Source organism: Klebsiella sp. GB_Kp056, assembly GCF_040064755.1.
GTDB classification, from domain to species: Bacteria; Pseudomonadota; Gammaproteobacteria; order Enterobacterales; family Enterobacteriaceae; genus Klebsiella; species Klebsiella quasipneumoniae.
Genome location: NZ_JBEAJA010000072.1, coordinates 22,005 through 47,383 on the forward strand (window position 1 = coordinate 22,005; position 25,379 = coordinate 47,383).

Consider the following 25,379-nt stretch of genomic DNA (forward strand, 5'->3'; position numbering starts at 1 on the left):
TCCCGGGACTACAGCAGCTGCGCCAGACGGTTAATATCCGACTGGATCGCCCCGGCGGTCACATCGCGCCCGGCGCCGGGCCCGCGGATCACCAGCGGATTATCGCGATACCAGCGGCTTTCGATAGCGAACACGTTATCGCACGGCAGCAGCGCCGCCAGCGGGTGCTCTTCGCGTACCGCTTCCACGCCGACGCGTGCTTTGCCGTTGGCATCAAAACGCGCCACGTAGCGGAGCACCAGCCCCATCTCGCGGGCCGCCTCCAGGCGCTGCAGCATCTGCTCGTTCAGCTCTTCGCCATTCTCAAAGAAGTGATCGACCGAACCCTCTTCACAGTGCGCCGGGACCAGTGATTCCACGCGCACCTGATCCGGCTCGATGTCGTAACCCGCTTCCCGCGCGAGGATCACCAGCTTGCGCATCACATCTTTACCGGACAGATCGACGCGCGGATCCGGCTCGGTCAGACCCTGCTGCCACGCCTGATCCACCAGATCGGTGAACGGCACGGTGCCATCAAACTGCAGGAACAGCCAGGAGAGCGTTCCCGAGAAGATACCGCTCAGGCCGAGGATGGTATCGCCGCTGTCGATCAGATCGCGCACCGTATGGTTCACCGGCAAGCCGGCGCCCACGGTGGCGTTATACAGCCAGTGGCGCCCTGTCTTCTCAAACGCGTCGTGGATCTGGCGATACTTATCGCTGCTGCTGGCCCCCGCCAGCTTGTTGGCGCTGATCACGTGGAAGCCATGGCTGGCGAAATCAAGATACTGGTCGGCCAGCTGCTCGCTGGCGGTGACGTCCAGCACCACTAAATCATCATACGGGTGCGCGCGCATCCACAGGAACAGCGACTCTTCGTCCTGCTCCACCGCTTCATCGTTGAAGAAAGCCAGCGCCCGGCTGGCGTCCAGCCCGTCGTAGTTCAGCAGACTGCGTTTACTGTCGACCACGCCGGCGAGCACAAACTCAAAGCCGGTCCGCGCCGAGAGCGTGGTTTGTTCACGGGCGAACAGCTCCAGCCAGCGGGAACCGATGTTCCCTTTGCCGAACAGCATCAGGCCGATACGCTTTTCGGCACGAAACAAGGACTGGTGCAGCCCCTGGATCAGGCTTTCCGTCGGCCCGGCGCGCAGGACGGCCACCAGGCTGATCCCCTCTTCCGACTGCCAGGTGAACTCCACCGGCTGCCCTTTCAGCTGCTGCCAGAAACGGTGGCAGTGCAGTGGGTTGCGGGTGACGCCCGCGCCCACCATCGCCACCAGCGCCAGCTTCTGACGCAGACGCAGCTCACCCGGCAGACCTGCCTCATCGAGCAGCTTCAGCGCGCTGTCGGCCACCTCGGAGGTATAGCAGAACTGCAGCAGTTTGCGGTCGGCATGGACGCCAACGGCTAACGGGCGCAGCTGGGCGCGTTTGAGCAGGGCGTCCAGCTCTTTATGCGCCAGTTTGAAATCGTGACCGGCCGGCACCTGGAACTCCACCAGGCAGACATCGTCATGGCTGGTGACAATCCGGGCGCCAGTACCGGAGGCCAGCACGCGCTCAATGCGCGTGGAACCCTGTTCCGGCGTATAGCTGCAGCGTAACTGCAGATCGATATCGCTGGCGGAAACCGGCTGTAGCGTGCGGGCATGGAGCACCGGCGCGGCCAGACGCGCCAGCTCGCTGGCTTCGTCCAGACGCAGCAGCGGCAGCAGACAGGCGTCTTTCACCTTGCGCGGATCCGCGCTGTACACCCCGGCGACGTCGCTCCAGATAGTGACGCGGGAAGCGCCCGCCAGCGCGCCGATCTGGGTGGCAGAGTAGTCAGACCCGTTACGGCCCAGCAGGACGGTTTCACCGGCCTGGTTGCGGGAGATAAAGCCGGTCACCACCAGACGCTTGTTAGGATGCTGCGCCATCAGCTGCTGCAGCAGTGGATAGGATAATCCTTCATCCACCTGCGGCTGCGCGGCGCGTTCCGCGCGCAGGAACGCGCGCGCGTCCAGCCAGGCGGCTTCCATTCCCAGCTGGTTGAGAACCGCCGCCATCAGGCGCGCGGACCACACTTCCCCATGGCCGACCACTTCCGCATAAACCGCTTCGGAAACCCCACCGTCCAGCAGACCAGCCAGACGCTCAAGGTCGTGGATAAAGGCGGCGATCAACGTATCCGCCGCCGCAGGCTCCACCAGACCGCCAATCAGCTCGGTGTGATAGCGGCGAAGCGACTGCTGAACCTGATGCGCAGCAAGGCGATCGCTCTGGCTAAGCTTAAGCCAGCTGATCAGCTGGTTGGTGGTGCTGCCAGCGGCGGAGACGACCATCATGTCCCCCGCCTGCGAATACTCCTTCATGATCCCCGCGACGCGCAGGTAACATTTCGCATCCGCTAAACTACTCCCACCAAATTTGTGCAGCTGACGACCCTTCGCCCCTGCCTGCGCAATCACACTCATCTTTATTCCTCGTTTGCTGCCCGGAAGCCATTTTCCAGGTCGGCAATTAAATCTTCACCATCTTCGATACCGGTCGAAATACGCAGGAGCGTTTCTGAAATTCCGGCGGCGGCACGCGCTTCAGGCGCCATGCCGGCATGCGTCATCGTTGCCGCATGGGAAATCAGGCTTTCAACGCCCCCCAGCGATTCCGCCAGTGTAAACAGCGACAGCCCGCTCAGGAAGCGGCGCAGCGTCTGCTCGTCACCATCCAGCTCGAAGCTTAACATTGCGCCAAAACCTTTTTGCTGACGCGCCGCAATTTCATGCCCCTGGTTTTCCGGCAGCGACGGATGATACAGCTTTTTCACCAGCGGCTGGGTTTTCAGATACTCGACGATCGCCAGGGCATTACGTTGCGCCACTTCCATGCGTGGAGAAAGCGTCCGCAGCCCGCGCAACAGCAGATAGCTGTCGAAGGCGCTGCCGGTGACGCCAATGTTATTCGCCCACCATGCCAGTTCGGTGACAGTCGCCGGATCGTTGGCAATCACCACCCCGGCCACCACATCAGAGTGACCATTAAGGTATTTAGTACAGGAGTGCAACACCAGATCGGCGCCCAGCGCCAGCGGGTTTTGCAGCGCCGGACTCAGGAAGGTGTTATCGACCACGCTGATCGCCCCGGCTTCGCGCGCCAGACCACAGATTTTCGCAATATCCACCACCCGCAGCAATGGATTACTTGGGCTTTCGACCAGCACCAGCTTCGGTTTTTCCGCCAGCGCCGCCCGCAGCGCCTGCTCATCGTTTTGATCGACGAACTGAACGCGATAGCAGCCGCGCTTCGCCAGGCTATCGAACAGACGGTAGCTGCCGCCGTAGCAGTCGTGCGGCGCCACCAGCAGATCGCCAGGCTTAAGGAACACCGTCGTCACCAGCAGGATCGCCGACATACCGGTATTGGTCAGCACCGCGCCAGCGCCGCCCTCCAGCTCCGCTAAAGCGCGCTGCACCACATCACGCGTCGGGTTGCCGCGGCGGGAATAGTCGTGAGCGCGAGGTTCATTAAAGTCGGTGAAGTTATAGGTACTGGAGAGGTGGATCGGCGGGACAACGCAACCGTACTGCTCGTCGTCATTTAAACCGCTACGCACTGCGATGGTGGCCTGTTTACGCGTCATGTTGGGAAGTTCCTGGGCTGAATCGGTGAAAAGTCAGGCTCCAGAGTAAACATTGTCACAATAGACGTCAATACATCTGGACATCTAAACTTCTTTGCGTATAGATTGAGCAAAGTGCAAATAGCCGTTAAAATTATATGCATTAGCGCACGTCGGCGGCGGCTTATCTCATGTCAGAAAGCCCGCGCATACGGTAAACTACGCGCGATTATAGCCCGGGCGGAATATTCTGGCCCTTCACTAATAAACAGAGGATTAAGGTATCTCATGGCTGAATGGAGCGGCGAATATATCAGCCCATACGCTGAGCACGGTAAGAAGAGTGAGCAAGTAAAGAAAATTACGGTTTCCATTCCTCTGAAGGTGTTAAAAATCCTCACCGATGAACGCACGCGTCGTCAGGTGAATAACCTGCGTCACGCGACCAACAGCGAACTGCTGTGCGAAGCGTTCCTGCATGCCTTTACCGGACAACCGTTGCCTAACGATGAAGACCTGCGTAAAGAGCGCAGCGATGAGATCCCGGAAGCGGCGAAAGCGATTATGCGTGAACTGGGTATCGACCCGGATACGTGGGAATACTGAGACGATAAAAAGGGCGGAAGCACGCTTCCGCCCTTTTTCTTTCCCGCCCAGGCAGGCGAGAGACACAAAAAAGCCGCCCTGAGGCGGCTTCTTCTGGCAACTTACTTGCTGCCCGGGATGCTGAAGCGCTTGTTGAAGCGGTCAACACGGCCACCGGTAGCAACATCACGCTGTTTGCCGGTGAAGAACGGGTGGCATTTGCCGCACACGTCGAGGTTCAGGTCGTGACCTACGGTGGAGCGGATTTTCATGACATTACCGCAAGAACAGGTAGCAGTAATTTCGTCGTAATTTGGGTGAATACCTTTTTTCATGGGAGAACCTCAGTTAAGGCCGCGTCGCTCTTCCAGCCCTAACGCCAGACACCACGCGATATTAGTAATTTCCCGTCGCCCTCTACGCTGTTGACAGCGTGAAGCACGCGGTAATGGTCAATCTTCAATGCGATATAAAGCGCATCAAAGGCGGCGAATCATACAGAATTTGACCAGCATATGCAAACTGATCCGCGCCGCCTTATCGTAATGTGTATACTATCCCGCCAGATTTCAAGTCAGGAAGATGACATGCCCGTCGCCCACGTTGCCCTACCCGTTCCGCTACCGCGCACTTTTGACTATCTGCTGCCTGAAGGCATGGCGGTCAAAGCGGGCTGTCGGGTGCGGGTGCCGTTCGGCAAACAGGAGCGGATCGGTATTGTCGCGGCGGTCAGCGAACGCAGCGAGCTGCCGCTGGACGAGCTAAAACCGGTCGCGGAAGCGCTGGACGACGAACCGGTCTTCTCCGGTACCGTCTGGCGGCTGCTGATGTGGGCGGCTGAGTATTACCATCATCCGATTGGCGATGTGCTGTTCCATGCGCTGCCCATTCTGCTGCGCCAGGGCAAACCCGCCAGCGCGACGCCGCTGTGGTACTGGTTCGCCACCGAGCAGGGGCAGGCCGTCGACCTTAACGGTCTGAAACGCTCGCCGAAGCAGCAGCAGGCGCTGGCGGCGCTGCGCCAGGGAAAAATCTGGCGTCATCAGGTTGGTGAACTGGAATTTAATGAAGCGGCGCTGCAGGCGCTGCGCGGCAAAGGGCTGGCGGAGCTGGCCTGCGAAGCGCCCGCCCTCATCGACTGGCGCAGCGCGTATTCGGTTGCCGGCGAACGCCTGCGTCTTAATACCGAGCAAGCCACCGCCGTCGGGGCGATCCACAGCGCCGCCGATCGCTTCTCCGCCTGGCTGCTGGCGGGTATTACCGGCTCAGGGAAAACGGAAGTCTATTTGAGCGTGCTGGAGAACGTGCTGGCGCAGGGGCGCCAGGCGCTGGTGATGGTGCCGGAGATCGGTCTGACGCCGCAGACCATCGCCCGCTTCCGCCAGCGCTTTAACGCGCCGGTGGAAGTGCTGCACTCCGGACTCAATGACAGCGAACGTCTTTCGGCCTGGCTGAAGGCGAAAAACGGCGAAGCGGCCATTGTGATCGGCACCCGCTCCTCGCTGTTTACCCCGTTTAAAGACCTCGGCGTCATCGTTATCGACGAAGAGCATGACAGCTCCTACAAGCAGCAGGAGGGCTGGCGCTACCATGCCCGCGACCTGGCGGTATGGCGCGCCCACAGCGAACAGATCCCGATTATTCTCGGCTCGGCGACGCCGGCGCTGGAGACCCTGCATAACGTCCGCCAGGGCAAATACCGCCAGTTAACCTTAAGCAAACGTGCGGGCAATGCGCGCCCTGCCCAGCAGCACGTGCTCGATCTCAAAGGGCAACCGCTGCAGGCGGGTCTGTCTCCCGCGCTGATTAACCGTATGCGCCAGCATCTGCAGGCGGATAACCAGGTGATCCTGTTTCTTAACCGCCGCGGCTTTGCGCCAGCGCTGCTGTGCCACGACTGCGGCTGGATAGCGGAATGTCCGCGCTGCGACAGCTACTACACGTTGCACCAGGCGCAGCACCATCTGCGCTGCCACCATTGCGACAGTCAGCGCCCTATCCCGCGCCAATGTCCCTCCTGCGGCTCCACGCACCTGGTGCCGGTGGGTATCGGCACCGAACAGCTGGAGCAGGCCCTGGCGCCGCTGTTCCCTGACGTGCCTATCTCGCGTATCGACCGCGATACCACCAGCCGTAAAGGGGCGCTGGAGGAGCATCTCGCCGCCGTCCATCGCGGCGGGGCGCGTATTTTAATTGGCACCCAGATGCTGGCCAAAGGCCACCACTTCCCGGACGTCACCCTCGTCTCCCTGCTGGACGTCGACGGGGCGCTGTTTTCCGCGGATTTCCGCTCCGCCGAGCGTTTCGCTCAGCTCTATACCCAGGTCTCCGGGCGAGCGGGACGGGCAGGTAAACAGGGCGAAGTGATCCTGCAAACCCACCATCCTGAACACCCTCTGCTGCAGACCCTGCTGTATAAAGGCTACGACGCCTTCGCCGAACAGGCGCTGGCAGAGCGGCAGACAATGCAGCTACCGCCGTGGACCAGCCATGTGCTGATTCGTGCGGAAGACCATAACAACCAGCAGGCGCCGCTGTTTTTACAACAGCTGCGCAATCTGCTGCAGGCCAGTCCGCTGGCCGACGACAAGCTATGGGTGCTCGGTCCGGTTCCGGCGCTGGCGCCGAAGCGCGGCGGCCGCTGGCGGTGGCAGATATTGCTGCAGCATCCTTCGCGGGTACGCCTGCAGCATATCGTCAGCGGTACGCTGGCGCTGATCAATACGCTGCCGGAGGCGAAAAAAGTGAAGTGGGTGCTGGATGTCGATCCTATTGAAGGGTAAGCCTTCTCTTGCGAGCCGGATCGAAAAATTTAACAAGCATCACGTTTTTCATGAAAATTCTGTAACTCACTGCCGCGACTATCTGATAAAAATGATGCAGCAGTTAGCGCGCAAGGGAAATGCCAGCGCCATTCAGCGAGGAGAAACCAGGTGAAGCCCAAAAAACAAGTGGTTGCCGCCACCATGAAAGACGTCGCCTTAAAGGCAAACGTTTCCACGGCAACCGTGTCCCGAGCGTTGATGAACCCTGATAAGGTGTCGCAAGCCACCCGTAACCGGGTCGAGCAGGCGGCGCTGGAAGTCGGCTATTTACCGCAGTCGCTCGGACGCAATATGAAGCGCAACGAATCGCGGACGATCCTCGTGATCGTCCCGGATATCTGCGATCCCTTTTTTAGCGAAGTGATCCGCGGTATTGAAGTCACTGCCGCCGAGCACGGATATCTGGTGTTAATCGGCGATTGCGCCCACCAGAATCAGAAAGAAAAAACCTTTATCGACCTTATCATCACCAAGCAGATTGACGGCATGGTGCTGCTCAGCTCGCGCCTGCCGTTTGACGCCAGCGTGGAAGAGCAGCGCAATTTGCCGCCGATGGTCATGTCGAACGAGTTCGCGCCGGAGCTGGAGCTGCCCACCGTCCACATCGATAACCTGACGGCGGCTTTTAACGCGGTAAACTATCTTCACGAGCTGGGACACCAGCGTATCGCCTGCATCGCCGGCCCGGAAGATATGCCGCTGTGCCATTATCGCCTGCAGGGTTACGTGCAGGCGCTGCGCCGCAGCGGTATCACCGTTGATCCGCACTATATCGCTCGCGGCAACTTTACCTTCGAAGCTGGCGCCAATGCGCTGGAGCAGCTGCTGTCGCAGCCGGTACCGCCCACCGCGGTCTTTTGCCATAGCGATGTGATGGCGCTGGGCGCCTTATCGCTGGCGAAACGCCGCGGTCTGAAAGTGCCGGACGACCTGTCGATTGTCGGCTTCGATAACATCGCGTTGTCTGAATTTTGCGATCCGCCATTGACCACCGTGTCACAGCCGCGTTTTGATATCGGCCGTGAAGGAATGCTGCTATTACTTGAGCAAATGCAGGGTCATAACGTGAACAGCGGCTCGCGCCTGCTCGATTGCGAACTGATTGTTCGCGGCAGTACGCAAAAAATCAGACGATAACCATCAGGCTTTCGGGCCTGCTCTTCTGGTCAAAGGCCCGCCGCTTAAGTAACATGGCGGGCTGACGAACGAATATAAGACAGCGAAACGATAGTGGCACAACGAGATTATGTACGCCGCAGCCAACCGGCTTCTTCGCGGCGCAAAAAGAGCACTACCCGAAGCTCAAGGAATAAGCAAAGCAGCCTCCCGGCAATTTCACCGGCTATGGTGGCGATCGCGGCGGCTGTGCTGGTGGCCTTTATCGGTGGACTCTATTTCATTACGCACCATAAGAAAGAAGAAGCGGAAGCGATGCAAAATCGCCAGGCCGCCGGCAACGGCTTGCCGCCAAAACCGGAAGAGCGCTGGCGCTATATTAAAGAGCTGGAAAGCCGCCAGCCGGGCGTTCGCGCGCCGACCGAACCGACCGCCGGCGGCGAAGTGATGAAACCGGAGCAACTGACCGACGAACAGCGTCAGCTGCTGGCCCAGATGCAGGCCGATATGCGTCAACAGCCGACTCAGCTGACCGAAGTGCCGTGGAACGAACAAACGCCGGCCCAGCGCCAGCAGACGCTGCAGCGTCAGCGTTTAGCGCAGCAACAGCAGCAGGCGCAACAGCAACAGTGGGCGCAAACTCAGCAGCAGACCGTGCAGCAGCCGCCGCGCGTTCAGCAGCCGAAGCCGGTCCAGCAGCAACAGCCGAAGCAGACCGCGTCAAACCAGCAGCCGTACCAGGATCTGCTGCAGACGCCGGCGCACACTACGACTACGCAGCCGCGCGCGCAGGCCGCCGCGCCGGTGACTCGAGTGGAGGAAGCGCCGAAAACGACCGCCGAGAAAAAAGACGATCGTAGCTGGATGATCCAGTGCGGCTCCTTTAAAGGCGCCGAGCAGGCCGAAACCGTCCGCGCTCAGCTGGCTTTCGAAGGGTTTGCCTCGCACATCACCACCAACAACGGCTGGAACCGCGTGGTCATTGGCCCGCTGAAAGGCAAAGAAAGCGCCAACGAGATGATCACCCGCCTGAAGATGGCTGGACACGCGAACTGCATTCGTCTCGCCGCCAGGGGTTGAAACCCTCAAAATCCCCCCCATCTATAATTGCATTCGGCCCCGCGGACAGCGCGGGGCCCCTGTTCCGCTTTTGCAACCAAGGGGTCTGCTCGTGACTACAATTGTAAGTGTTCGCCGTAACGGCCATGTTGTTATTGCCGGTGATGGCCAGGCCACGCTGGGCAACACCGTAATGAAGGGCAACGTGAAAAAAGTGCGTCGTCTGTACAACGACAAAGTGATTGCCGGTTTCGCTGGCGGCACCGCCGACGCCTTCACGCTGTTCGAACTGTTTGAACGCAAACTGGAAATGCACCAGGGCCATCTGGTGAAGGCCGCCGTTGAGCTGGCTAAAGACTGGCGAACCGATCGGATGTTGCGCAAGCTGGAAGCGCTGCTGGCCGTCGCGGACGAAAACGCGTCGCTTATCATCACCGGTAACGGTGACGTGGTACAGCCGGAAAACGATTTGATTGCTATCGGCTCCGGCGGTCCTTACGCCCAGGCCGCGGCCCGCGCGCTGCTGGAAAACACCGATATGGGCGCGCGCGATATCGCCGAGAAAGCGTTGGATATTGCAGGTGATATCTGCATCTATACCAACCATTTCCACACCATCGAAGAATTACCTTCTAAAGCGTAAGGATCTCCCATGTCTGAAATGACCCCACGCGAAATTGTCAGCGAACTGGACAAACACATTATCGGCCAGGACGCCGCCAAGCGTTCTGTTGCTATCGCCCTGCGTAACCGCTGGCGCCGGATGCAGCTTAACGAAGAGCTGCGTCATGAAGTCACGCCGAAAAACATTCTGATGATCGGCCCAACCGGCGTCGGTAAAACCGAAATCGCTCGTCGTCTGGCGAAACTGGCCAACGCGCCGTTTATTAAAGTTGAAGCGACGAAGTTCACCGAAGTGGGCTATGTCGGTAAAGAAGTGGACTCTATCATCCGCGATCTGACCGATGCGGCGATCAAAATGGTTCGTATGCAGTCCATCGATAAGAACCGTTACCGCGCGGAAGAGCTGGCGGAAGAGCGCGTGCTTGACGTGCTGATCCCACCGGCGAAGAACAACTGGGGCCAGACTGAGCCGTCGCAGGAACCGTCTGCGGCGCGCCAGGCGTTCCGTAAGAAACTGCGCGAAGGCCAGCTGGACGATAAAGAGATTGAAATCGATCTCGCTGCGGCGCCGATGGGCGTTGAAATCATGTCCCCTCCGGGCATGGAAGAGATGACCAGCCAGCTGCAGTCCATGTTCCAGAACCTCGGCGGCCAGAAGCAGAAACCGCGTAAGCTGAAAATCAAAGACGCGATGAAGCTGCTGATTGAAGAAGAAGCGGCCAAACTGGTCAATCCGGAAGAGCTGAAGCAGGAAGCCATCGACGCTGTTGAGCAGCACGGTATCGTCTTTATCGACGAAATCGACAAAATCTGTAAGCGCGGCGGCAACACCTCCGGCCCGGACGTCTCCCGTGAAGGCGTACAGCGCGACCTGCTGCCGCTGGTGGAAGGCTGCACCGTCTCCACCAAGCACGGGATGGTCAAGACCGACCACATCCTGTTTATCGCCTCCGGCGCGTTCCAGGTGGCCAGCCCGTCCGATCTGATCCCGGAACTGCAGGGGCGTCTGCCGATCCGCGTTGAGCTGAAGGCGCTGACCACCCATGACTTCGAGCGCATCCTGACCGAACCGAACGCCTCCATCACCGTGCAGTACAAGGCGCTGATGGCGACCGAAGGGGTGAATATCGAATTCACCGAAGACGGTATCAAGCGTATCGCTCAGGCCGCATGGCAGGTAAACGAAACCACCGAGAACATCGGCGCGCGCCGTCTGCACACCGTGCTGGAGCGCCTGGTGGAAGATATCTCCTATGATGCCAGCGAGATGAACGGCCAGACCGTCACTATCGATGCCGAATATGTGAGTAAGCACCTGGATGTTCTGGTGGCAGATGAAGATCTAAGCCGTTTTATCCTATAATCCGGTGCAATGCATTTTCATCACTGTTGATGGGGGCTATCGCCCCCATTTTTATTGGCTAAAATAACTATGACTGATATCAGCCGTTCTCAGGCGTGGCTGGAAAGCCTGCGTCCTAAAACGTTACCGCTGGCGTTTGCCGCGATTATTGTTGGCACCGTCCTTGCCTGGGAGCAGGGGCATTTTGATCCCTGGGTCGCCCTGCTGGCGCTGATCACCGCCGGCTTGCTGCAAATTCTTTCCAACCTCGCCAATGACTACGGCGACGCGGTCAAGGGGAGCGATAAACCGGACCGCATCGGGCCGCTGCGCGGGATGCAGAAAGGGGTGATTACCCCCCAGCAGATGAAGCGCGCCTTGATTGTCACCGTCGCGCTGATCTGTCTGTTTGGTCTGGCGCTACTGTGCGTCGCCTGGCAGAGCGTCGGCGATTTCATCGGTTTCCTCGCGCTGGGTGGCCTGTCGATCGTGGCCGCCATCACCTACACAGTGGGCACCCGCCCGTATGGTTATATTGGCCTCGGTGATATTTCGGTACTCGTTTTCTTCGGCTGGCTGAGCGTCCTCGGCAGCTGGTATCTGCAAGCCCACAATGTGGAAGCGGCCATTTTTCTGCCGGCAACGGCCTGCGGTCTGCTGGCGACCGCCGTACTGAACATCAATAACCTGCGTGATATCGACAGCGACCGGCAGAACGGGAAGAACACCCTCGCCGTGCGCCTGGGGCCGGTCAATGCCCGCCGCTATCATGCCTGCCTGCTGCTCGGCGCCCTGCTGTGTCTGGCGCTGTTTAACCTGCTGGCGCTGCATTCTGCCTGGGGCTGGCTGTTTATTCTCGCCACGCCGCTGCTGGTCAAACAGGCGCGTTACGTCCTGCGCGAATCCGATCCGCTGGCGATGCGGCCGATGCTCGAAAAGACGGTCAAAGGGGCTTTACTGACCAACCTGCTGTTTGTTATCGGGATTATTGCCAGTAAGCTGGCGGCTTAACTGACAAATATCAATTAACAATTGATGATTTTGCCAACAATGCGATTCGCGGGATATACTAAAAACTCTCGCAGCAACTGAACGTTAAGCCTATGAAATACGATACTTCCGAGCTTTGTGACATCTACCAGGAAGATGTCAACGTCGTGGAACCGCTGTTCTCTAACTTTGGAGGACGGTCGTCGTTTGGTGGACAGATCATTACGGTAAAATGTTTCGAGGATAACGGGTTGCTCTACGATCTGCTCGAGCAGAATGGCCGTGGTCATATTCTCCTGATCGACGGCGGCGGCTCAGTACGACGCGCGTTAATTGACGCTGACCTGGCGCGTCTGGCCGTACAGAATGAATGGGAAGGGTTGGTGGTCTATGGCGCGGTGCGCCAGGTTGACGACCTTGAGGAACTGGATATCGGCATCCAGGCGCTGGCGGCCATTCCGGTCGGCGCGGCTGGCGAAGGCATCGGCGAAAGCGACGTGCGCGTCAATTTCGGCGGCGTGACCTTCTTCAGCGGCGACCATCTGTATGCCGATAACACCGGGATGATTCTGTCGGAAGACCCGCTGGATATCGAATAAACCTTGCGCCATAAAAAAGGCCTTCTCCATGAGAAGGCCTTTTGTTTATCCGGCGCGTAACTTAGTACAGTTTCTTCGCGCAATCCAGCCAGTCGTTCTTGAACGGACGCTTCATGTTCTCGATGGCATCGATGATGTCGTGGTGCACCAGCTTCTCGTTCTGGATGCCGACGCAACGGCCGCCATGGCCCTGCAGCAGCAGCTCAATCGCATAGGCGCCCATGCGGGAAGCCAGGATACGGTCGTAAGGAACCGGGGAACCGCCGCGCTGAATGTGGCCGAGGACGGTAGCGCGGGTTTCACGGCCGGTCTCTTTCTCGATGTAGCTTGCCAGCTCGTCAACGTCGCACATGTGCTCGGTGATCGCCACGATAGCGTGTTTCTTCCCTTTCGCGATGCCGGCTTTGATTTCCGCTACCAGATCGTCACGGGTATATTCTACTTCCGGCACCATGATGAACTCACAGCCGCCGGCAATCGCCGCCGCCAGAGTCAGGTCGCCACAGTAACGGCCCATCACTTCCACCACGGAGATACGCTGGTGCGAAGAGGAGGTGTCGCGCAGACGGTCAATCGCTTCCACCACGGTGCTCAGAGCGGTGAAGAAGCCGATGGTGTAGTCAGTGCCTTTGATATCGTTGTCGATGGTGCCCGGCAGGCCGATGCACGGGAAGCCCATCTCGGTCAGGCGCATCGCCCCCATATAGGACCCGTCACCACCGATAACTACCAGCGCGTCCAGGCCACGCTTCTTCATGTTTTCGATAGCCACTGCGCGGATGTGTTCTTCGCGGAATTCCGGGAAGCGAGCGGAGCCCAGGAAGGTGCCGCCGCGGTTGATCATGTCGGAAACGCTGTAACGGTCGAGCTGAACCATACGGTCTTCGTACAAGCCGAGGTAACCGTCATAGATTCCAAAAACTTCCAGACCTTCCGTTAATGCCGCGCGCACAACGCCACGAATTGCTGCGTTCATGCCCGGCGCATCACCGCCACTTGTCAACACACCGATTTTCTTAATCATGACTACCTCTGAACTTAGGAAGCAAAAAATAATTCTGTTGCCTGAAGCGCTCCCTCACCAGGAGTGCACGACGCTAATGACAATAGTATATCAAACGCCTCAAGCTGAATTGATTCAGGTCAGACCAAACGGCGGTAATTTATACAAAAAATGCCGAGCTGACCCACATTTTTACATCGAGTTTACAGACTATAACCTAACGCTCAAAAAAGCCCTGCTGCGCCGCCGGCACCACAGAACTGGGATCCTGATGGATAATGACATCGGAACCCGGGAAACGGCGCAGAATCGCCTGCTCCACCTGGTCTGCAATCACGTGGGCTTGCACCAGCGGGAGGTTATCTTCCATTTCCAAATGAATCTGAATAAAGCGGGTCGGCCCTGACTGCCGCGTTCGTAGATCGTGCGCCCCGCGGATGCCGGGCCATGCGGTCACGATGGTGATAATGTCCTGACGCTCCTCGTCAGGCAAAGCGCGGTCGAGTAACGACTGAACCGCCTCATAGCCCATCCGCAGCGCGCTATATAAAATATAGATGCCAATTCCTAAGGCAAACAACGCATCGGCGCGATGCCAGCCGTACCAGGAGAGGCCCAGCGCCACCAGAATGGCGCCGTTCATCATAACATCAGACTGATAATGAAGCATATCCGCCCGCACCGCCTGGCTTTGGGTTTTTCGCACCACCCAGCGCTGGAAGGTCACCAGCGCCAGCGTGCTGAACAGGGCAATCAACGTGACGACAACCCCGACGCCGGCGGCCTGTAGCGGCTCCGGACGCACCAGGTGCTGAATACCGGTAAGAAACAGAAACAGCGCCGAGCCGGAGATAAACATGCTTTGCGCCAGCGCCGCCAGCGACTCCGCTTTGCCGTGGCCAAAGGTATGTTCTTCATCAGCAGGCTGCAGCGAATAGCGCACCACCAGCAGGTTGGTCAGCGAGGCGGCAATATCCACCAGCGAATCCACCAGCGCGGCCAGAATACTGACTGAACCGGTATACCACCACGCAAAAATTTTGATCAAAAGTAACGCGGAGGCCATCGCCGTCGCAGCGATAGCGGCGCGGCTGACCAACCGGCCATAAGATTGATTCATATAGGCTCCTTCTCCTGTACTGCGCTTAGTATAACCTGAACTGGTGACGCTCACGGGATAGGCGAAGAAGTTGATTTGCCGAAAAAAGGACAAAAAAAACCCCCACATCATGTGGGGGAAGACAGGGATGGTGTCTATGGCAAGGAAAACAGGGTTTGTTACTGGGGTTGCAGGGTGTTGCTACTACTCGAAAGCATCATCGCTGAGCCTTTCTGCGTCCTTGCAACCTCACGCAACTGATCCATACGTTGCTGGTGCTTAGCATTTAAAACCGCTTGCTGCTCTGGCGTAAGCAGGTGGTACATCTGGTTGCGGACCTTAGCCATCTCGACCTGGCGGGCAACCTGTTCCTGCGCCATCTTTTCTGCCTGAGCGCGCACAGCGTTTTCATCAAAATTTTCTGCGGTGACAAGGCGATGCATTGTCTCCATTTCGCTAACATTAACGGGGAGCCTGTCGTGGCGTGCCCGTTGCATAAGATCCCGTAACTGCTGACGTTGCTGCTCGGTTAAACTTATGCCGTCAAACATATGGCTCTGGCTACCGCGCTGTCCCCCTTCGTCTCCGGGGAGCCAGTTAACGCTGGTAACGACTTCAGCGGCCTGGCTATATGCACTTAGCGCCAGCGTTGAGGCCATGACGGCAGCGATAACATTGCGCATCACATACTCCCAAAACGTTTGTGTCGCGATTCAACGAGAGACAGTCTACGATTCAGGCTGCAAACATGCGTCAGGGGGTGTAAAACAACGTAAAGTCATGGATTAGCGGGCCTTGATGACGTAATTTCTGCCTCGGAGGTATTTAAACAATGAATAAAATCCTGTTAGTTGATGATGACCGGGAGCTCACCTCCCTGTTAAAAGAGCTGCTCGATATGGAAGGTTTTAACGTGCTGGTGGCCCATGATGGGGAACAGGCGCTGGCCCTTCTGGACGACAGCATTGATTTATTGCTGCTCGACGTAATGATGCCGAAGAAAAACGGTATCGATACGCTTAAAGAGCTGCGTCAGACACACCAGACTCCGGTTATCATGCTAACAGCGCGCGGGAGCGAGCTGGATCGCGTTCTCGGCCTCGAGCTGGGCGCAGATGACTATTTGCCTAAGCCGTTCAACGATCGCGAACTGGTGGCGCGTATACGCGCGATTCTGCGCCGTTCCCACTGGAGCGAACAGCAGCAGACGACCGAAGCCGGCTCGCCGACCCTGGAAGTGGATGCCTTAAGCCTCAATCCGGGCCGTCAGGAAGCCAATTTCGATGGCCAGACGCTGGAGCTCACCGGCACCGAGTTCACCCTGCTCTATCTGTTAGCGCAGCATCTCGGCCAGGTGGTGTCACGCGAACATTTAAGCCAGGAAGTGTTAGGCAAGCGCCTGACGCCGTTCGACCGCGCCATCGATATGCATATTTCCAACCTGCGGCGTAAGCTGCCGGAGCGCAAAGATGGCCATCCGTGGTTTAAAACGCTGCGTGGCCGCGGGTATCTGATGGTTTCCGCTTCATGATTGGAAGTTTGACCGCACGCATCTTCGCCATCTTCTGGCTCACGCTGGCGCTGGTGTTGATGCTGGTGCTGATGCTGCCCAAACTGGACTCCCGGCAGATGACCGAGCTGCTGGAAAGCGAGCAGCGTCAAGGCATCATGATCGAACAGCACGTCGAGGCCGAGCTGGCCAACGATCCGCCAAACGACCTGATGTGGTGGCGTCGTCTGTTTCGCGCCATCGATAAATGGGCGCCTCCGGGTCAGCGCCTGCTGCTGGTGACCAGCGAAGGCCGCGTGATCGGCGCAGAACGCAACGAGATGCAGATCATTCGCAACTTTATCGGCCAGGCCGATAACGCCGATCATCCGCAGAAAAAACGCTATGGCCGCCTGGAAATGGTGGGCCCGTTCTCCGTCAGGGATGGGGAGGATAACTATCAGCTGTATCTGATCCGTCCCGCCAGCACCTCACAATCCGACTTTATCAACCTGCTGTTTGACCGGCCGCTGCTGCTGCTGATCGTCACAATGCTGGTTAGCGCCCCGCTGCTGCTGTGGCTGGCGTGGAGCCTGGCGAAACCGGCGCGTAAGCTGAAAAATGCCGCTGACGAGGTCGCCCAGGGCAACCTGCGGCAGCATCCGGAGCTGGAAGCCGGACCGCAGGAGTTTTTAGCCGCCGGCGCCAGCTTTAACCAGATGGTGACGGCCCTGGAGCGGATGATGACCAGCCAGCAACGGCTGCTGTCCGATATCTCGCACGAGCTGCGCACGCCGCTCACGCGCCTGCAGCTGGGTACCGCCCTGCTGCGCCGCCGCAGCGGTGAGAGCAAAGAGCTGGAGCGTATCGAAACTGAAGCGCACCGACTGGACAGCATGATCAACGACCTGCTGGTGATGTCGCGCAATCAGGCGAAAAACGCCCTGGTGAGCGAGACGGTCAAAGCCAATCAGCTGTGGGGCGAAGTGCTGGACAACGCGGCGTTTGAAGCCGAGCAGATGGGTAAATCGTTCACCGTTGAGTATCCGCCGGGTCCGTGGCCGCTGTACGGTAACCCCAATGCGCTGGAAAGCGCGCTGGAGAATATCGTCCGCAACGCCCTGCGCTACTCGCACACCAAGATTTCCGTCAGCTTCTCAGTGGATAAAGACGGGATTACGGTTAACGTCGATGACGACGGCCCGGGAGTCAGCCCGGAGGATCGCGAGCAGATTTTCCGGCCATTCTACCGGACCGACGAGGCGCGCGACCGCGAGTCCGGCGGCACCGGCCTGGGGCTGGCGATTGTCGAAACCGCTATTCAGCAGCACCGTGGCTGGGTGAAGGCCGACGACAGCCCGCTGGGCGGTCTGCGCTTAACCCTCTGGCTACCGCTGTATAAGCGGACCTGACGCTGACCCGGCCTGCGCTGCGCCGGGTTACCGCCAGGAACGGTCAGGTCGCCCGGGTAAGGCGCTTGCGCCACTGCCCGGGAGACGCTGCGGAAAGCGCCAATATGGGGGAATTATTTCCCCCACAATCGCCGTGAATTATCCTCGATCTTGCCGCTTAAACGCCGCTTCTGCATGGTTCGGCTCCAGCTCACCGACAGGCCCGCTGCCGACAATAAGCGGTGGTACTGATCGTCATCAAACGGCATATGCCAGGCAATCGCCCCGGCCTCATGGACGCTGACATCGCTCAGGCGAGAGACCAGTTCGAGCGGCGCATCGCTGGAGACTTGCCCCCCGGCGATCACCCGGTACAACCAGCCGGTCTTCCCGCTGTTTTGCATCAGCTGCGCCATATCACCGATCGCAAAATGAAAGTTGAGCTTGAAGCACGGAGAGCGCGGCTGGGTGACCTGGATCAGCGCCTCGCCCCAGCGAAAGATATCGCCAATGTAGACGTTTTGTTCGGTGAGGCCGGTGGTGGAGAGGTTTTCACCGAACGCCGGGGCGCAGAACCGATCGGCCTGCTGGGGGAATTCACGGATCCAGTCGGCATAGTGTTCGCGCGGATAGTGACACAGCGCGCGGTCCGGCCCGCCGTGTATTTTCTTCTCCGCCTGCTCATCCCCTTCGAGACCGAGATCGCCGAGCTGCAACTCGCCGTCAACCTGGATTTTGCCGATCGCGCTGGGACGACTGCCCGTGTAGTCCCTGATTTTGCCGACAAAGACATTCACCGGATAATGCATGTCTGCTCTCCTTGCTACCGATATAAAAAAAGCGAGCCATCAGACTCGCTTCTCTCTTAGCACATTGCAACCTTATTTTTTGGCGGCAAAACGCGCTGCAGCTTCGTCCCAGTTCACCACGTCCCAGAAGGCTTTGATGTAGTCCGGGCGACGGTTCTGGAATTTCAGGTAGTAAGCGTGTTCCCACACGTCCAGACCCAGGATTGGGAAGCCGGAAGCGCCGGAAATGGCTTCGCCCATCAGCGGGGAATCCTGGTTTGCGGTGGAGACAACGGCCAGTTTGTCACCTTTCAGGACCAGCCACGCCCAGCCGGAACCGAAACGGGTCGCAGCGGCTTTTTCGAATTCCGCTTTGAAGTTGTCCACAGAGCCGAAATCGCGCTCGATAGCCGCTTTCAGGTCGCCCTGCAGGGTGGTACCGGTTTTCAGGCCTTTCCAGAACAGGCTGTGGTTCGCGTGGCCGCCGGCGTTGTTACGCAGTACGGTTTTTTTGTCAGCCGGCAGCTGATCCAGCTTGGTGATCAGCTCTTCAGCGGACAGGTTAGCGAACTCCGGTAGGCTTTCCAGCGCGGCGTTGGCATTGTTCACGTAGGTCTGGTGGTGTTTGGTGTGATGGATCTCCATCGTCTGCTTGTCGAAGTGCGGTTCCAGAGCATCGTAAGCGTACGGCAGGGATGGCAGGGTATAGCTCATAATCATCTCCATTATTGTCGAGCGGCTCAAGTGTTAACGCCGCGTAAGCAGTTTGTCCATTATAGTTAATTAAATGGTATTGAAAATGCTTATCAATGCCGTATTTTTCATATGGATATAACCAGAAGAAATACCCGTCGTTTTGTGATGTAGAACAACTAATTAAGCCCATGGTTGCCAGAGTTCGCCATCCTGTGGCAACGTCCTGAAGGCGGCCAAAGCGGCTAATTTTTACACTCATCGCATCGGAAGCCGCCGTCTCCGATAAAAAAAGATGAGGATAAAATCAATGAACCACGCGATTACGATGGGTATTTTTTGGCATTTGATAGGGGCCGCCAGTGCCGCCTGTTTCTATGCCCCGTTCAAGAAAGTAAAACACTGGTCGTGGGAAACCATGTGGTCGGTCGGGGGGATCGTCTCCTGGCTGATCCTGCCCTGGGCCATCAGCGCCACCCTGTTACCCGATTTCTGGGCCTACTACCGCTCCTTTAACGCCTCCACGCTGCTGCCGGTCTTTCTGTTCGGCGCCATGTGGGGCATCGGTAATATCAACTATGGCCTGACCATGCGCTATCTCGGCATGTCGATGGGGATTGGCATCGCCATTGGCATCACGCTGATTGTCGGTACGCTGATGACGCCGATTATTAACGGTCAGTTTTCGGTGCTGATGCACACCCAGGGCGGTCAAATGACGCTGCTCGGCGTGCTGGTGGCGGTGGTTGGCGTTGGCATCGTCACCCGTGCGGGCCAGCTGAAAGAGCGCAAAATGGGCATCAAAGCCGAAGAGTTCAATCTGAAGAAAGGGCTTCTGCTGGCGGTGATGTGCGGTATCTTCTCGGCAGGGATGTCGTTCGCGATGAACGCCGCCAAACCGATGCATGATGCCGCCGCGGCGCTCGGCGTCGACCCGTTATATGCGGCGCTGCCAAGCTACGTGGTGATTATGGGCGGCGGGGCGCTGGTCAACCTTGGCTTCTGCTTTATTCGTCTGGCGAAAGTGAAGACTCTGTCAGTCAAAGCCGATTTCTCACTGGCCAAACCGCTCATCATCAGCAACCTGCTGCTTTCCGCCCTCGGCGGCCTGATGTGGTATCTCCAGTTCTTCTTCTATGCCTGGGGCCACGCCAGCATTCCGGCGCAGTATGACTATATGAGCTGGATGCTGCACATGAGTTTCTACGTACTGTGCGGCGGTCTGGTGGGTCTGGTGCTGAAAGAGTGGAACAACGCCGGTCGTCGTCCGGTGAGCGTCCTGAGCCTCGGCTGCGTGGTGATCATCATCGCCGCCAACATCGTCGGTCTGGGAATGGCCAGTTAAGCACCGGATCATCTGCCTGACAAAGACGCTCTTCAGGCGGCGGCGCGACTGCGCTGCCGCCACTGCCCCGGCGACATGCCGATTTCCCGGCTGAACACCACCGAAAAGTAGTTACTGTCCTCAAAGCCGCACTGCATGGCGATATCGCCGATTAAGCGCTCGGTATGCTGCAACAGATACTGCGCATGGCAGATCCGTAGCTGACGTAAATAGTGATTGATGGTCATGCCGGTTTGCTGGCGAAATTGCTGCCGTAGCGCCCGCTCGCTGCCGCCCTCCTGCTCGCAGAAACGCTCCAGGACAAAGGGTCGGCTCAGGCTGGCCGCCAGCGCGGCCAGCAGTTTGTCCAACAGCGCTTCGCGCTGCGTTGCCGCCAGATTATCCGTTGCGTAGCGATGGCGCTGGAGGGTCAGCGCCAGCTGAGCAAACAGCAGCTCGGCCATCGCATTCCCCTGCGCATCGTGCCGGGAACACTCATGCTCAAGCTGGCTAATTACCTGGCGCGCCTGCGCCATACCGGTGCTGCCCATGCGCCAGTGGGGCTTCCAAGGGGTGCCGAAGAGGCCAGGGATCGCCCCCGCCCAGTCGAAATTGAGCTGCAGCCGCTCCGGGCAATAGATGATGTTCTGCAGAACCAGATCGTTAACGGAAGCATAGGAGTGTTTATCTTCGGCGCGAATATAGAACAGATCGCCACGGGTAATGCGCCAGGGACGGTCGTTGAGAACGTGCAGCCCGTTGCCCCGCCACACCAGCACCAGCTCGCAGAACTCATGAGTGTGTTCAGCGAAGACGTTTTGCGGGTAGCGGTCGGCCACCGCCACCGCCTGCGTGGCGGAAGGGAAAAACTCCTCTTTACGTAGAATCAGACCGGCCACGGCTCACACTCCCAACGCGGATAACGGCGCATTATTCGCGTTTTTGGTCCGCAATACGTTGACTCCTCTCGCGTTACTGAAGAATAGCGTCGCGCCCCTGGCGGATATCGCGCGGCGACCAGGAAAACTCGCGGCGAAAAAGCGTCGAAAAGTGGTTACTGTCGCCGAATCCGCAGCGATAGGCGATATCAGTCACGCTTTCATCGCTGTGGCGCAGCAGGTGGCGGGCTTTCATCAGGCGCACCCGGTTGAGATAGCGCTGCGGCGTCAGGCCGGTCTGCTGCTTCAGCTGGCGGTGTAGAGTACGCAGCGACAGCGAAAACTGCGCCGCCACCTCCTCCCAGCAGATCTCCTGCGCAAAATGGTCTTCCAGCCAGGCCAGCAGCTGATTCAGCCGCGCATCGTTGTTGGTGGCCTCTTCCGCAAGGCTGCTTTTCCGCAGCAGCACCAGCAGCTGCATAAACAGGATCTCACGGCTGGCGACGGCATGGGTATCCGTTTCGCTCCCCATGGCCTCCATCTGCGCCACGATATGCCGCACCTGCTGCAGGACCGTCTGGTTCACCCGCCAGTGCGATGGGTAGTTGCCCTCCTGCTCCTGGGGCAGCAGCTGGCTGACCCCGGCGAGAAAACGAAACGCATCCGGCGCGCGATAGAGCACGTTGGTCAGACACAGATTGTCCGTGTGCTCGTAAAGATGCCGGTCGTGATCGCGAATAAAGCAGACCGAGCCGCCGCCGATGGTATAAGGCTGGCCATTGAAGACGTGAATGCCCGTGCCCTGCTCCACGATGACAATTTCATGGAAATCATGGTGATGCTCCGGAAAGGCCGACTGAGGGAGGCGGGGTTCAATAGCCACCGTCGAGATCCCGGCCTTAAAGAAATCCGTACTGTGCAATATGGTCATGATGCCACCCTCGTAATGAGAAAAATTATCAGTCACCGGCTGATAGTAATGAAGGGTTGGCTATCCGGCCTTCAATTTTTGACCGCGAAATTCGTAAATCCTGCCGCTTTTTCAAGAATCAGCCGGAAAGATGCGGAACTGCGGACCCCATCACATCCTCCTCACCACCGCCCAAAACCGCAATTTGTGATTTTCCTCACGGTCACCTTTGCTTTCTTGCCAGCGGCCAGTTTCGGCTGTCCGTAGCGAGAAGGTGTTAGTCAGCGCCCTTTTTTAGACTGCGGACAATGATTTTAAGAAGGGTCGTTCCATGAGTATTCGTCATTGTGTCGCCGTCGATTTAGGCGCCTCCAGCGGGCGGGTCATGCTCGCCAGCTATCAGTCCGGGCCGCGCGCCCTGACGCTGCGTGAAATTCATCGCTTCACCAACAGCCTGCAGAAGGTGGATGGCTTCGACTGCTGGGATCTCGATAGCCTCGAAGGCGAGATCCGCCGCGGGCTGGAGAAAGTGTGTGAGCAGGGCATCCTGATCGACAGCATCGGCATCGATACCTGGGGCGTGGATTATGTCCTGCTGGATAAGCAGGGTCAGCGCGTCGGGCTGCCGGTCTCCTATCGTGACGACCGCACCCAGGGCCTGCTACGTCACGCTGAAGAACAGCTGGGCCGGGCGGAGATCTATCGCCGCAGCGGCATTCAGTTTCTGCCGTTTAACACCCTCTATCAGCTGCGCGCCCTGGTGGAGCAGCAGCCGGAGCTGGTCAGTCAGGCCGCCCATGCCCTGCTGATCCCCGACTATTTCAGCTTCCGCCTGACCGGCAATCTGAACTGGGAATATACCAACGCCACCACTACCCAATTGGTCAACATCCACAGCGATAGCTGGGATGAGACGCTGCTGAACTGGACCGGCGCGCCGCGCGAATGGTTCGGTGCGCCGACGCATCCCGGCAACGTTATCGGCCACTGGATTTGTCCGCAGGGCAATAACATCCCGGTGGTCGCCGTCGCCAGCCACGACACCGCCAGCGCGGTGATCGCCTCCCCGCTGGCCGACCGCCACGCCGCCTATCTCTCCTCCGGGACCTGGTCGCTGATGGGGTTTGAAAGCCTGACCCCGTACACCTGCGACGCGGCGCTGCAGGCCAATATCACCAACGAAGGCGGGGCCGAAGGCCGCTATCGGGTGCTGAAAAATATTATGGGCCTGTGGCTGCTGCAGCGGGTGCTGAAAGAGCAAAACGTCAGCGACCTGCAGGGGCTAATCGCCCGCACCGCCGCGCTGCCGGCGTGCCGCTTCATCATTGACTGCAATGACGACCGCTTTATCAACCCGGCCAGTATGAGCGCCGAGATCCAGGCCGCCTGCCGCGGATCCGGTCAGCCGGTGCCTGACAGCGACGCCGAACTGGCGCGCTGCATTTTCGACAGCCTGGCGCTGCTCTACGCCCGGGTGCTTAACGAGCTGGCGGCGCTGCGCGGCCAGCCCTTCAGCCAGCTGCATATCGTCGGCGGCGGCTGCCAGAACGAACTGCTCAACCAGCTGTGCGCCGACGCCTGCGGGATCACCGTCGTGGCCGGCCCGACAGAGGCCTCCACCCTCGGCAATATCGGCATCCAGCTAATGACCCTCGACGAGCTGGCCAGCGTCGATGAGTTTCGTCAGGTGGTGCGCGGCAACGCGTCCCTCACCACCTTTACCCCCAATCCTGATAGTGAAATTGCCCGTTTCGTGGCGCAGTTTCAGCCACAACAGACCAAGGAGCTTTGCGCATGACCACTCAACTTGAACAAGCCTGGGAAATTGCTAAGCAGCGCTACGCCGCCGTCGGCGTGGATGTCGAGGAGGCCCTGCGCCAGCTGGACCGTCTGCCCGTATCCATGCACTGCTGGCAGGGTGACGACGTCGCCGGGTTCGAAAATCCGGCGGGAAGCCTGACCGGCGGCATCCAGGCCACCGGCAACTACCCGGGCAAAGCGCGCAATGCTCAGGAGCTGCGCGCCGACCTTGAGCAGGCGCTGAGCCTGATCCCGGGGCCAAAGCGTCTCAACCTGCACGCTATTTATCTGGAATCCGACGCGCCGGTGGCGCGCAATGAGATTAAGCCGGAGCACTTTAAAAACTGGGTTGAGTGGGCGAAAGCCAACAAACTGGGGCTGGATTTCAACCCCTCCTGCTTCTCGCATCCGCTGAGCGCCGACGGCTTTACCCTATCGCATGCCAACGATGAGATCCGCCAGTTCTGGATCGACCACTGCAAAGCCAGCCGCCGCGTATCCGCTTATTTTGGCGAACAGCTGGGCACCCCGTCGGTGATGAATATCTGGGTGCCGGACGGCATGAAGGACATTACCGTTGACCGCTTCGCGCCGCGCCAGCGGCTGCTGAACGCGCTGGATGAAGTCATCAGCGAAAAATTCGACCCGGCGCATCACATTGACGCTGTGGAGAGCAAGCTGTTCGGTATCGGCGCCGAAAGCTACACCGTCGGCTCCAACGAGTTCTATATGGGCTACGCCACCAGCCGCCAGACGGCGCTGTGCCTGGATGCCGGCCACTTCCACCCGACGGAGGTCATCTCCGACAAGATCTCCGCCGCCATGCTCTACATCCCGCGTCTGCTGCTGCACGTCAGCCGCCCGGTGCGCTGGGACAGCGACCACGTGGTGCTGCTGGATGATGAGACCCAGGCCATCGCCAGCGAAATCATTCGCCATAACCTGTTTGACCGCGTGCACATCGGCCTCGACTTCTTCGATGCCTCCATCAACCGCATCGCGGCCTGGGTGATTGGTACCCGCAATATGAAAAAAGCGCTGCTGCGCGCCCTGCTGGAACCGACCGATCAGCTGCGCCAGCTGGAGAACGACGGCGATTACACCGCCCGCCTGGCGCTGCTCGAAGAGCAAAAATCCCTGCCGTGGCAGGCCATCTGGGAGATGTACTGCCAGCGTCACGACACGCCGGCGGGCAGCCAGTGGCTGGACAACGTGCGGGCTTATGAGAATGCGGTTCTGAGCCAGCGCGGGTAATGCACGGGCTTCCCCGGGTCGCGGCTG

The 25,379-nt window shown here is 58.9% G+C and carries 23 protein-coding genes; 13 read left to right on the forward strand and 10 right to left on the reverse strand.

Annotated elements, in window-relative coordinates; genetic code table 11:
- Positions 1-8 precede the first annotated feature (8 nt).
- Together ABLV52_RS24745 and metB are read right to left on the reverse strand one after the other, a co-directional pair.
- Entirely contained in the window at positions 9-2,441 is a 2,433-nt protein-coding gene (locus ABLV52_RS24745) for a bifunctional aspartate kinase/homoserine dehydrogenase II (RefSeq protein WP_023291529.1), read from the reverse strand.
- 2 nt (positions 2,442-2,443) lie between these two features.
- On the reverse strand, positions 2,444-3,604 hold the full coding sequence (metB, locus tag ABLV52_RS24750) for a cystathionine gamma-synthase (RefSeq protein WP_004203678.1): 1,161 nt from the start codon (positions 3,602-3,604) through the stop codon (positions 2,444-2,446).
- Positions 3,605-3,871: 267 nt separating this feature from the next.
- Here metB and metJ point away from each other — a divergent pair, with 267 nt between their 5' ends.
- Positions 3,872-4,189 carry a met regulon transcriptional regulator MetJ gene (metJ, locus tag ABLV52_RS24755; RefSeq protein WP_002882924.1) on the forward strand — a complete coding sequence of 106 codons (318 nt, stop codon included), beginning with the start codon at positions 3,872-3,874 and terminating at the stop codon, positions 4,187-4,189.
- Between the two features lie 101 nt (positions 4,190-4,290).
- Here the strand turns inward: metJ and rpmE are convergent, their stop codons facing one another.
- Complete coding sequence (rpmE, locus tag ABLV52_RS24760; RefSeq protein WP_002882922.1) at positions 4,291-4,503, reverse strand: 50S ribosomal protein L31; 213 nt, start codon at positions 4,501-4,503, stop codon at positions 4,291-4,293.
- Positions 4,504-4,755: 252 nt separating this feature from the next.
- Here rpmE and priA point away from each other — a divergent pair, with 252 nt between their 5' ends.
- The 7 genes from priA to rraA all read left to right on the forward strand — a co-directional run bounded on the left by priA (position 4,756) and on the right by rraA (position 12,723).
- Complete coding sequence (priA, locus tag ABLV52_RS24765; protein WP_044520924.1) at positions 4,756-6,951, forward strand: primosomal protein N'; 2,196 nt, start codon at positions 4,756-4,758, stop codon at positions 6,949-6,951.
- Between the two features lie 150 nt (positions 6,952-7,101).
- The gene (cytR, locus tag ABLV52_RS24770; RefSeq protein WP_348891039.1) at positions 7,102-8,130 is read left to right on the forward strand and encodes a DNA-binding transcriptional regulator CytR; all 1,029 of its coding nucleotides are present in this window, start codon (positions 7,102-7,104) and stop codon (positions 8,128-8,130) included.
- A gap of 93 nt (positions 8,131-8,223) precedes the next feature.
- Positions 8,224-9,189, forward strand: a complete 966-nt coding sequence (gene ftsN, locus ABLV52_RS24775; RefSeq protein ID WP_071997579.1) for a cell division protein FtsN — start codon at positions 8,224-8,226, stop codon at positions 9,187-9,189.
- A 91-nt stretch (positions 9,190-9,280) separates the two neighbouring features.
- Positions 9,281-9,811, forward strand: a complete 531-nt coding sequence (gene hslV, locus ABLV52_RS24780; protein WP_002882918.1) for an ATP-dependent protease subunit HslV — start codon at positions 9,281-9,283, stop codon at positions 9,809-9,811.
- 9 nt (positions 9,812-9,820) lie between these two features.
- Positions 9,821-11,155, forward strand: a complete 1,335-nt coding sequence (gene hslU / locus ABLV52_RS24785; RefSeq protein WP_002882917.1) for an HslU--HslV peptidase ATPase subunit — start codon at positions 9,821-9,823, stop codon at positions 11,153-11,155.
- 69 nt (positions 11,156-11,224) lie between these two features.
- Positions 11,225-12,145 carry a 1,4-dihydroxy-2-naphthoate polyprenyltransferase gene (menA, locus tag ABLV52_RS24790; protein ID WP_004203673.1) on the forward strand — a complete coding sequence of 307 codons (921 nt, stop codon included), beginning with the start codon at positions 11,225-11,227 and terminating at the stop codon, positions 12,143-12,145.
- Positions 12,146-12,237: 92 nt separating this feature from the next.
- Positions 12,238-12,723 carry a ribonuclease E activity regulator RraA gene (gene rraA / locus ABLV52_RS24795; protein WP_002882913.1) on the forward strand — a complete coding sequence of 162 codons (486 nt, stop codon included), beginning with the start codon at positions 12,238-12,240 and terminating at the stop codon, positions 12,721-12,723.
- A gap of 61 nt (positions 12,724-12,784) precedes the next feature.
- Here rraA and pfkA read toward each other — a convergent pair whose 3' ends face one another.
- The 3 genes from pfkA to cpxP all read right to left on the reverse strand — a co-directional run bounded on the left by pfkA (position 12,785) and on the right by cpxP (position 15,508).
- Positions 12,785-13,747, reverse strand: coding sequence for a 6-phosphofructokinase (pfkA, locus tag ABLV52_RS24800; RefSeq protein ID WP_002882911.1), 963 nt, complete (start codon positions 13,745-13,747; stop codon positions 12,785-12,787).
- A 196-nt stretch (positions 13,748-13,943) separates the two neighbouring features.
- Entirely contained in the window at positions 13,944-14,846 is a 903-nt protein-coding gene (gene fieF / locus ABLV52_RS24805; RefSeq protein ID WP_008807873.1) for a CDF family cation-efflux transporter FieF, read from the reverse strand.
- 158 nt (positions 14,847-15,004) lie between these two features.
- Positions 15,005-15,508 (reverse strand): cell-envelope stress modulator CpxP, encoded by a 504-nt coding sequence (gene cpxP / locus ABLV52_RS24810; RefSeq protein WP_023291526.1) that lies wholly within the window; start codon positions 15,506-15,508, stop codon positions 15,005-15,007.
- Between the two features lie 149 nt (positions 15,509-15,657).
- On the opposite strand from cpxP, the gene cpxR reads away from it, so the two are divergent.
- Positions 15,658-16,356 (forward strand): envelope stress response regulator transcription factor CpxR, encoded by a 699-nt coding sequence (gene cpxR / locus ABLV52_RS24815; RefSeq protein WP_004203671.1) that lies wholly within the window; start codon positions 15,658-15,660, stop codon positions 16,354-16,356.
- Positions 16,353-17,726 carry an envelope stress sensor histidine kinase CpxA gene (gene cpxA / locus ABLV52_RS24820; RefSeq protein WP_008807874.1) on the forward strand — a complete coding sequence of 458 codons (1,374 nt, stop codon included), beginning with the start codon at positions 16,353-16,355 and terminating at the stop codon, positions 17,724-17,726. The genes cpxR and cpxA overlap by 4 nt, the downstream gene beginning before the upstream one ends.
- A 113-nt stretch (positions 17,727-17,839) precedes the next feature.
- On the opposite strand, the gene yiiM is transcribed toward cpxA, so the two are convergent.
- Complete coding sequence (gene yiiM / locus ABLV52_RS24825) at positions 17,840-18,514, reverse strand: 6-hydroxyaminopurine reductase (protein WP_064158482.1); 675 nt, start codon at positions 18,512-18,514, stop codon at positions 17,840-17,842.
- 72 nt (positions 18,515-18,586) lie between these two features.
- On the reverse strand, positions 18,587-19,207 hold the full coding sequence (gene sodA, locus ABLV52_RS24830) for a superoxide dismutase [Mn] (RefSeq protein ID WP_004203668.1): 621 nt from the start codon (positions 19,205-19,207) through the stop codon (positions 18,587-18,589).
- Positions 19,208-19,496: 289 nt separating this feature from the next.
- Here sodA and rhaT point away from each other — a divergent pair, with 289 nt between their 5' ends.
- Complete coding sequence (gene rhaT / locus ABLV52_RS24835) at positions 19,497-20,531, forward strand: L-rhamnose/proton symporter RhaT (RefSeq protein WP_023291524.1); 1,035 nt, start codon at positions 19,497-19,499, stop codon at positions 20,529-20,531.
- A gap of 32 nt (positions 20,532-20,563) precedes the next feature.
- On the opposite strand, the gene rhaR is transcribed toward rhaT, so the two are convergent.
- Both rhaR and rhaS read right to left on the reverse strand, forming a co-directional pair.
- A complete protein-coding gene (gene rhaR, locus ABLV52_RS24840) occupies positions 20,564-21,409 on the reverse strand; it encodes an HTH-type transcriptional activator RhaR (RefSeq protein WP_004203666.1) in 846 nt (281 codons plus the stop codon).
- Between the two features lie 73 nt (positions 21,410-21,482).
- Positions 21,483-22,319, reverse strand: coding sequence for an HTH-type transcriptional activator RhaS (gene rhaS / locus ABLV52_RS24845; RefSeq protein ID WP_004203665.1), 837 nt, complete (start codon positions 22,317-22,319; stop codon positions 21,483-21,485).
- Positions 22,320-22,629: 310 nt separating this feature from the next.
- On the opposite strand from rhaS, the gene rhaB reads away from it, so the two are divergent.
- Both rhaB and ABLV52_RS24855 read left to right on the forward strand, forming a co-directional pair.
- Positions 22,630-24,096, forward strand: coding sequence for a rhamnulokinase (gene rhaB, locus ABLV52_RS24850; RefSeq protein ID WP_048336610.1), 1,467 nt, complete (start codon positions 22,630-22,632; stop codon positions 24,094-24,096).
- Positions 24,093-25,352 (forward strand): L-rhamnose isomerase, encoded by a 1,260-nt coding sequence (locus ABLV52_RS24855; protein ID WP_032454470.1) that lies wholly within the window; start codon positions 24,093-24,095, stop codon positions 25,350-25,352. Before rhaB ends, ABLV52_RS24855 begins: the two co-directional genes overlap by 4 nt.
- Positions 25,353-25,379: the final 27 nt, after the last annotated feature.

Excerpts from the sequence above, each read along its gene's own strand:
- yiiM (WP_064158482.1), bottom strand. The coding sequence starts at position 18,514 with ATGCATTATCCGGTGAATGTCTTTGTCGGCAAAATCAGGGACTACACG.
- cpxR (WP_004203671.1), top strand. The coding sequence starts at position 15,658 with ATGAATAAAATCCTGTTAGTTGATGATGACCGGGAGCTCACCTCCCTG.
- rhaS (WP_004203665.1), bottom strand. The coding sequence starts at position 22,319 with ATGACCATATTGCACAGTACGGATTTCTTTAAGGCCGGGATCTCGACG.
- metB (WP_004203678.1), bottom strand. The coding sequence starts at position 3,604 with ATGACGCGTAAACAGGCCACCATCGCAGTGCGTAGCGGTTTAAATGAC.
- cpxA (WP_008807874.1), top strand. The coding sequence starts at position 16,353 with ATGATTGGAAGTTTGACCGCACGCATCTTCGCCATCTTCTGGCTCACG.
- menA (WP_004203673.1), top strand. The coding sequence starts at position 11,225 with ATGACTGATATCAGCCGTTCTCAGGCGTGGCTGGAAAGCCTGCGTCCT.
- rraA (WP_002882913.1), top strand. The coding sequence starts at position 12,238 with ATGAAATACGATACTTCCGAGCTTTGTGACATCTACCAGGAAGATGTC.
- rhaB (WP_048336610.1), top strand. The coding sequence starts at position 22,630 with ATGAGTATTCGTCATTGTGTCGCCGTCGATTTAGGCGCCTCCAGCGGG.
- metJ (WP_002882924.1), top strand. The coding sequence starts at position 3,872 with ATGGCTGAATGGAGCGGCGAATATATCAGCCCATACGCTGAGCACGGT.
- rhaT (WP_023291524.1), top strand. The coding sequence starts at position 19,497 with ATGAACCACGCGATTACGATGGGTATTTTTTGGCATTTGATAGGGGCC.
- cpxP (WP_023291526.1), bottom strand. The coding sequence starts at position 15,508 with ATGCGCAATGTTATCGCTGCCGTCATGGCCTCAACGCTGGCGCTAAGT.
- fieF (WP_008807873.1), bottom strand. The coding sequence starts at position 14,846 with ATGAATCAATCTTATGGCCGGTTGGTCAGCCGCGCCGCTATCGCTGCG.
- sodA (WP_004203668.1), bottom strand. The coding sequence starts at position 19,207 with ATGAGCTATACCCTGCCATCCCTGCCGTACGCTTACGATGCTCTGGAA.
- rpmE (WP_002882922.1), bottom strand. The coding sequence starts at position 4,503 with ATGAAAAAAGGTATTCACCCAAATTACGACGAAATTACTGCTACCTGT.
- hslU (WP_002882917.1), top strand. The coding sequence starts at position 9,821 with ATGTCTGAAATGACCCCACGCGAAATTGTCAGCGAACTGGACAAACAC.
- priA (WP_044520924.1), top strand. The coding sequence starts at position 4,756 with ATGCCCGTCGCCCACGTTGCCCTACCCGTTCCGCTACCGCGCACTTTT.
- ABLV52_RS24855 (WP_032454470.1), top strand. The coding sequence starts at position 24,093 with ATGACCACTCAACTTGAACAAGCCTGGGAAATTGCTAAGCAGCGCTAC.
- pfkA (WP_002882911.1), bottom strand. The coding sequence starts at position 13,747 with ATGATTAAGAAAATCGGTGTGTTGACAAGTGGCGGTGATGCGCCGGGC.
- ABLV52_RS24745 (WP_023291529.1), bottom strand. The coding sequence starts at position 2,441 with ATGAGTGTGATTGCGCAGGCAGGGGCGAAGGGTCGTCAGCTGCACAAA.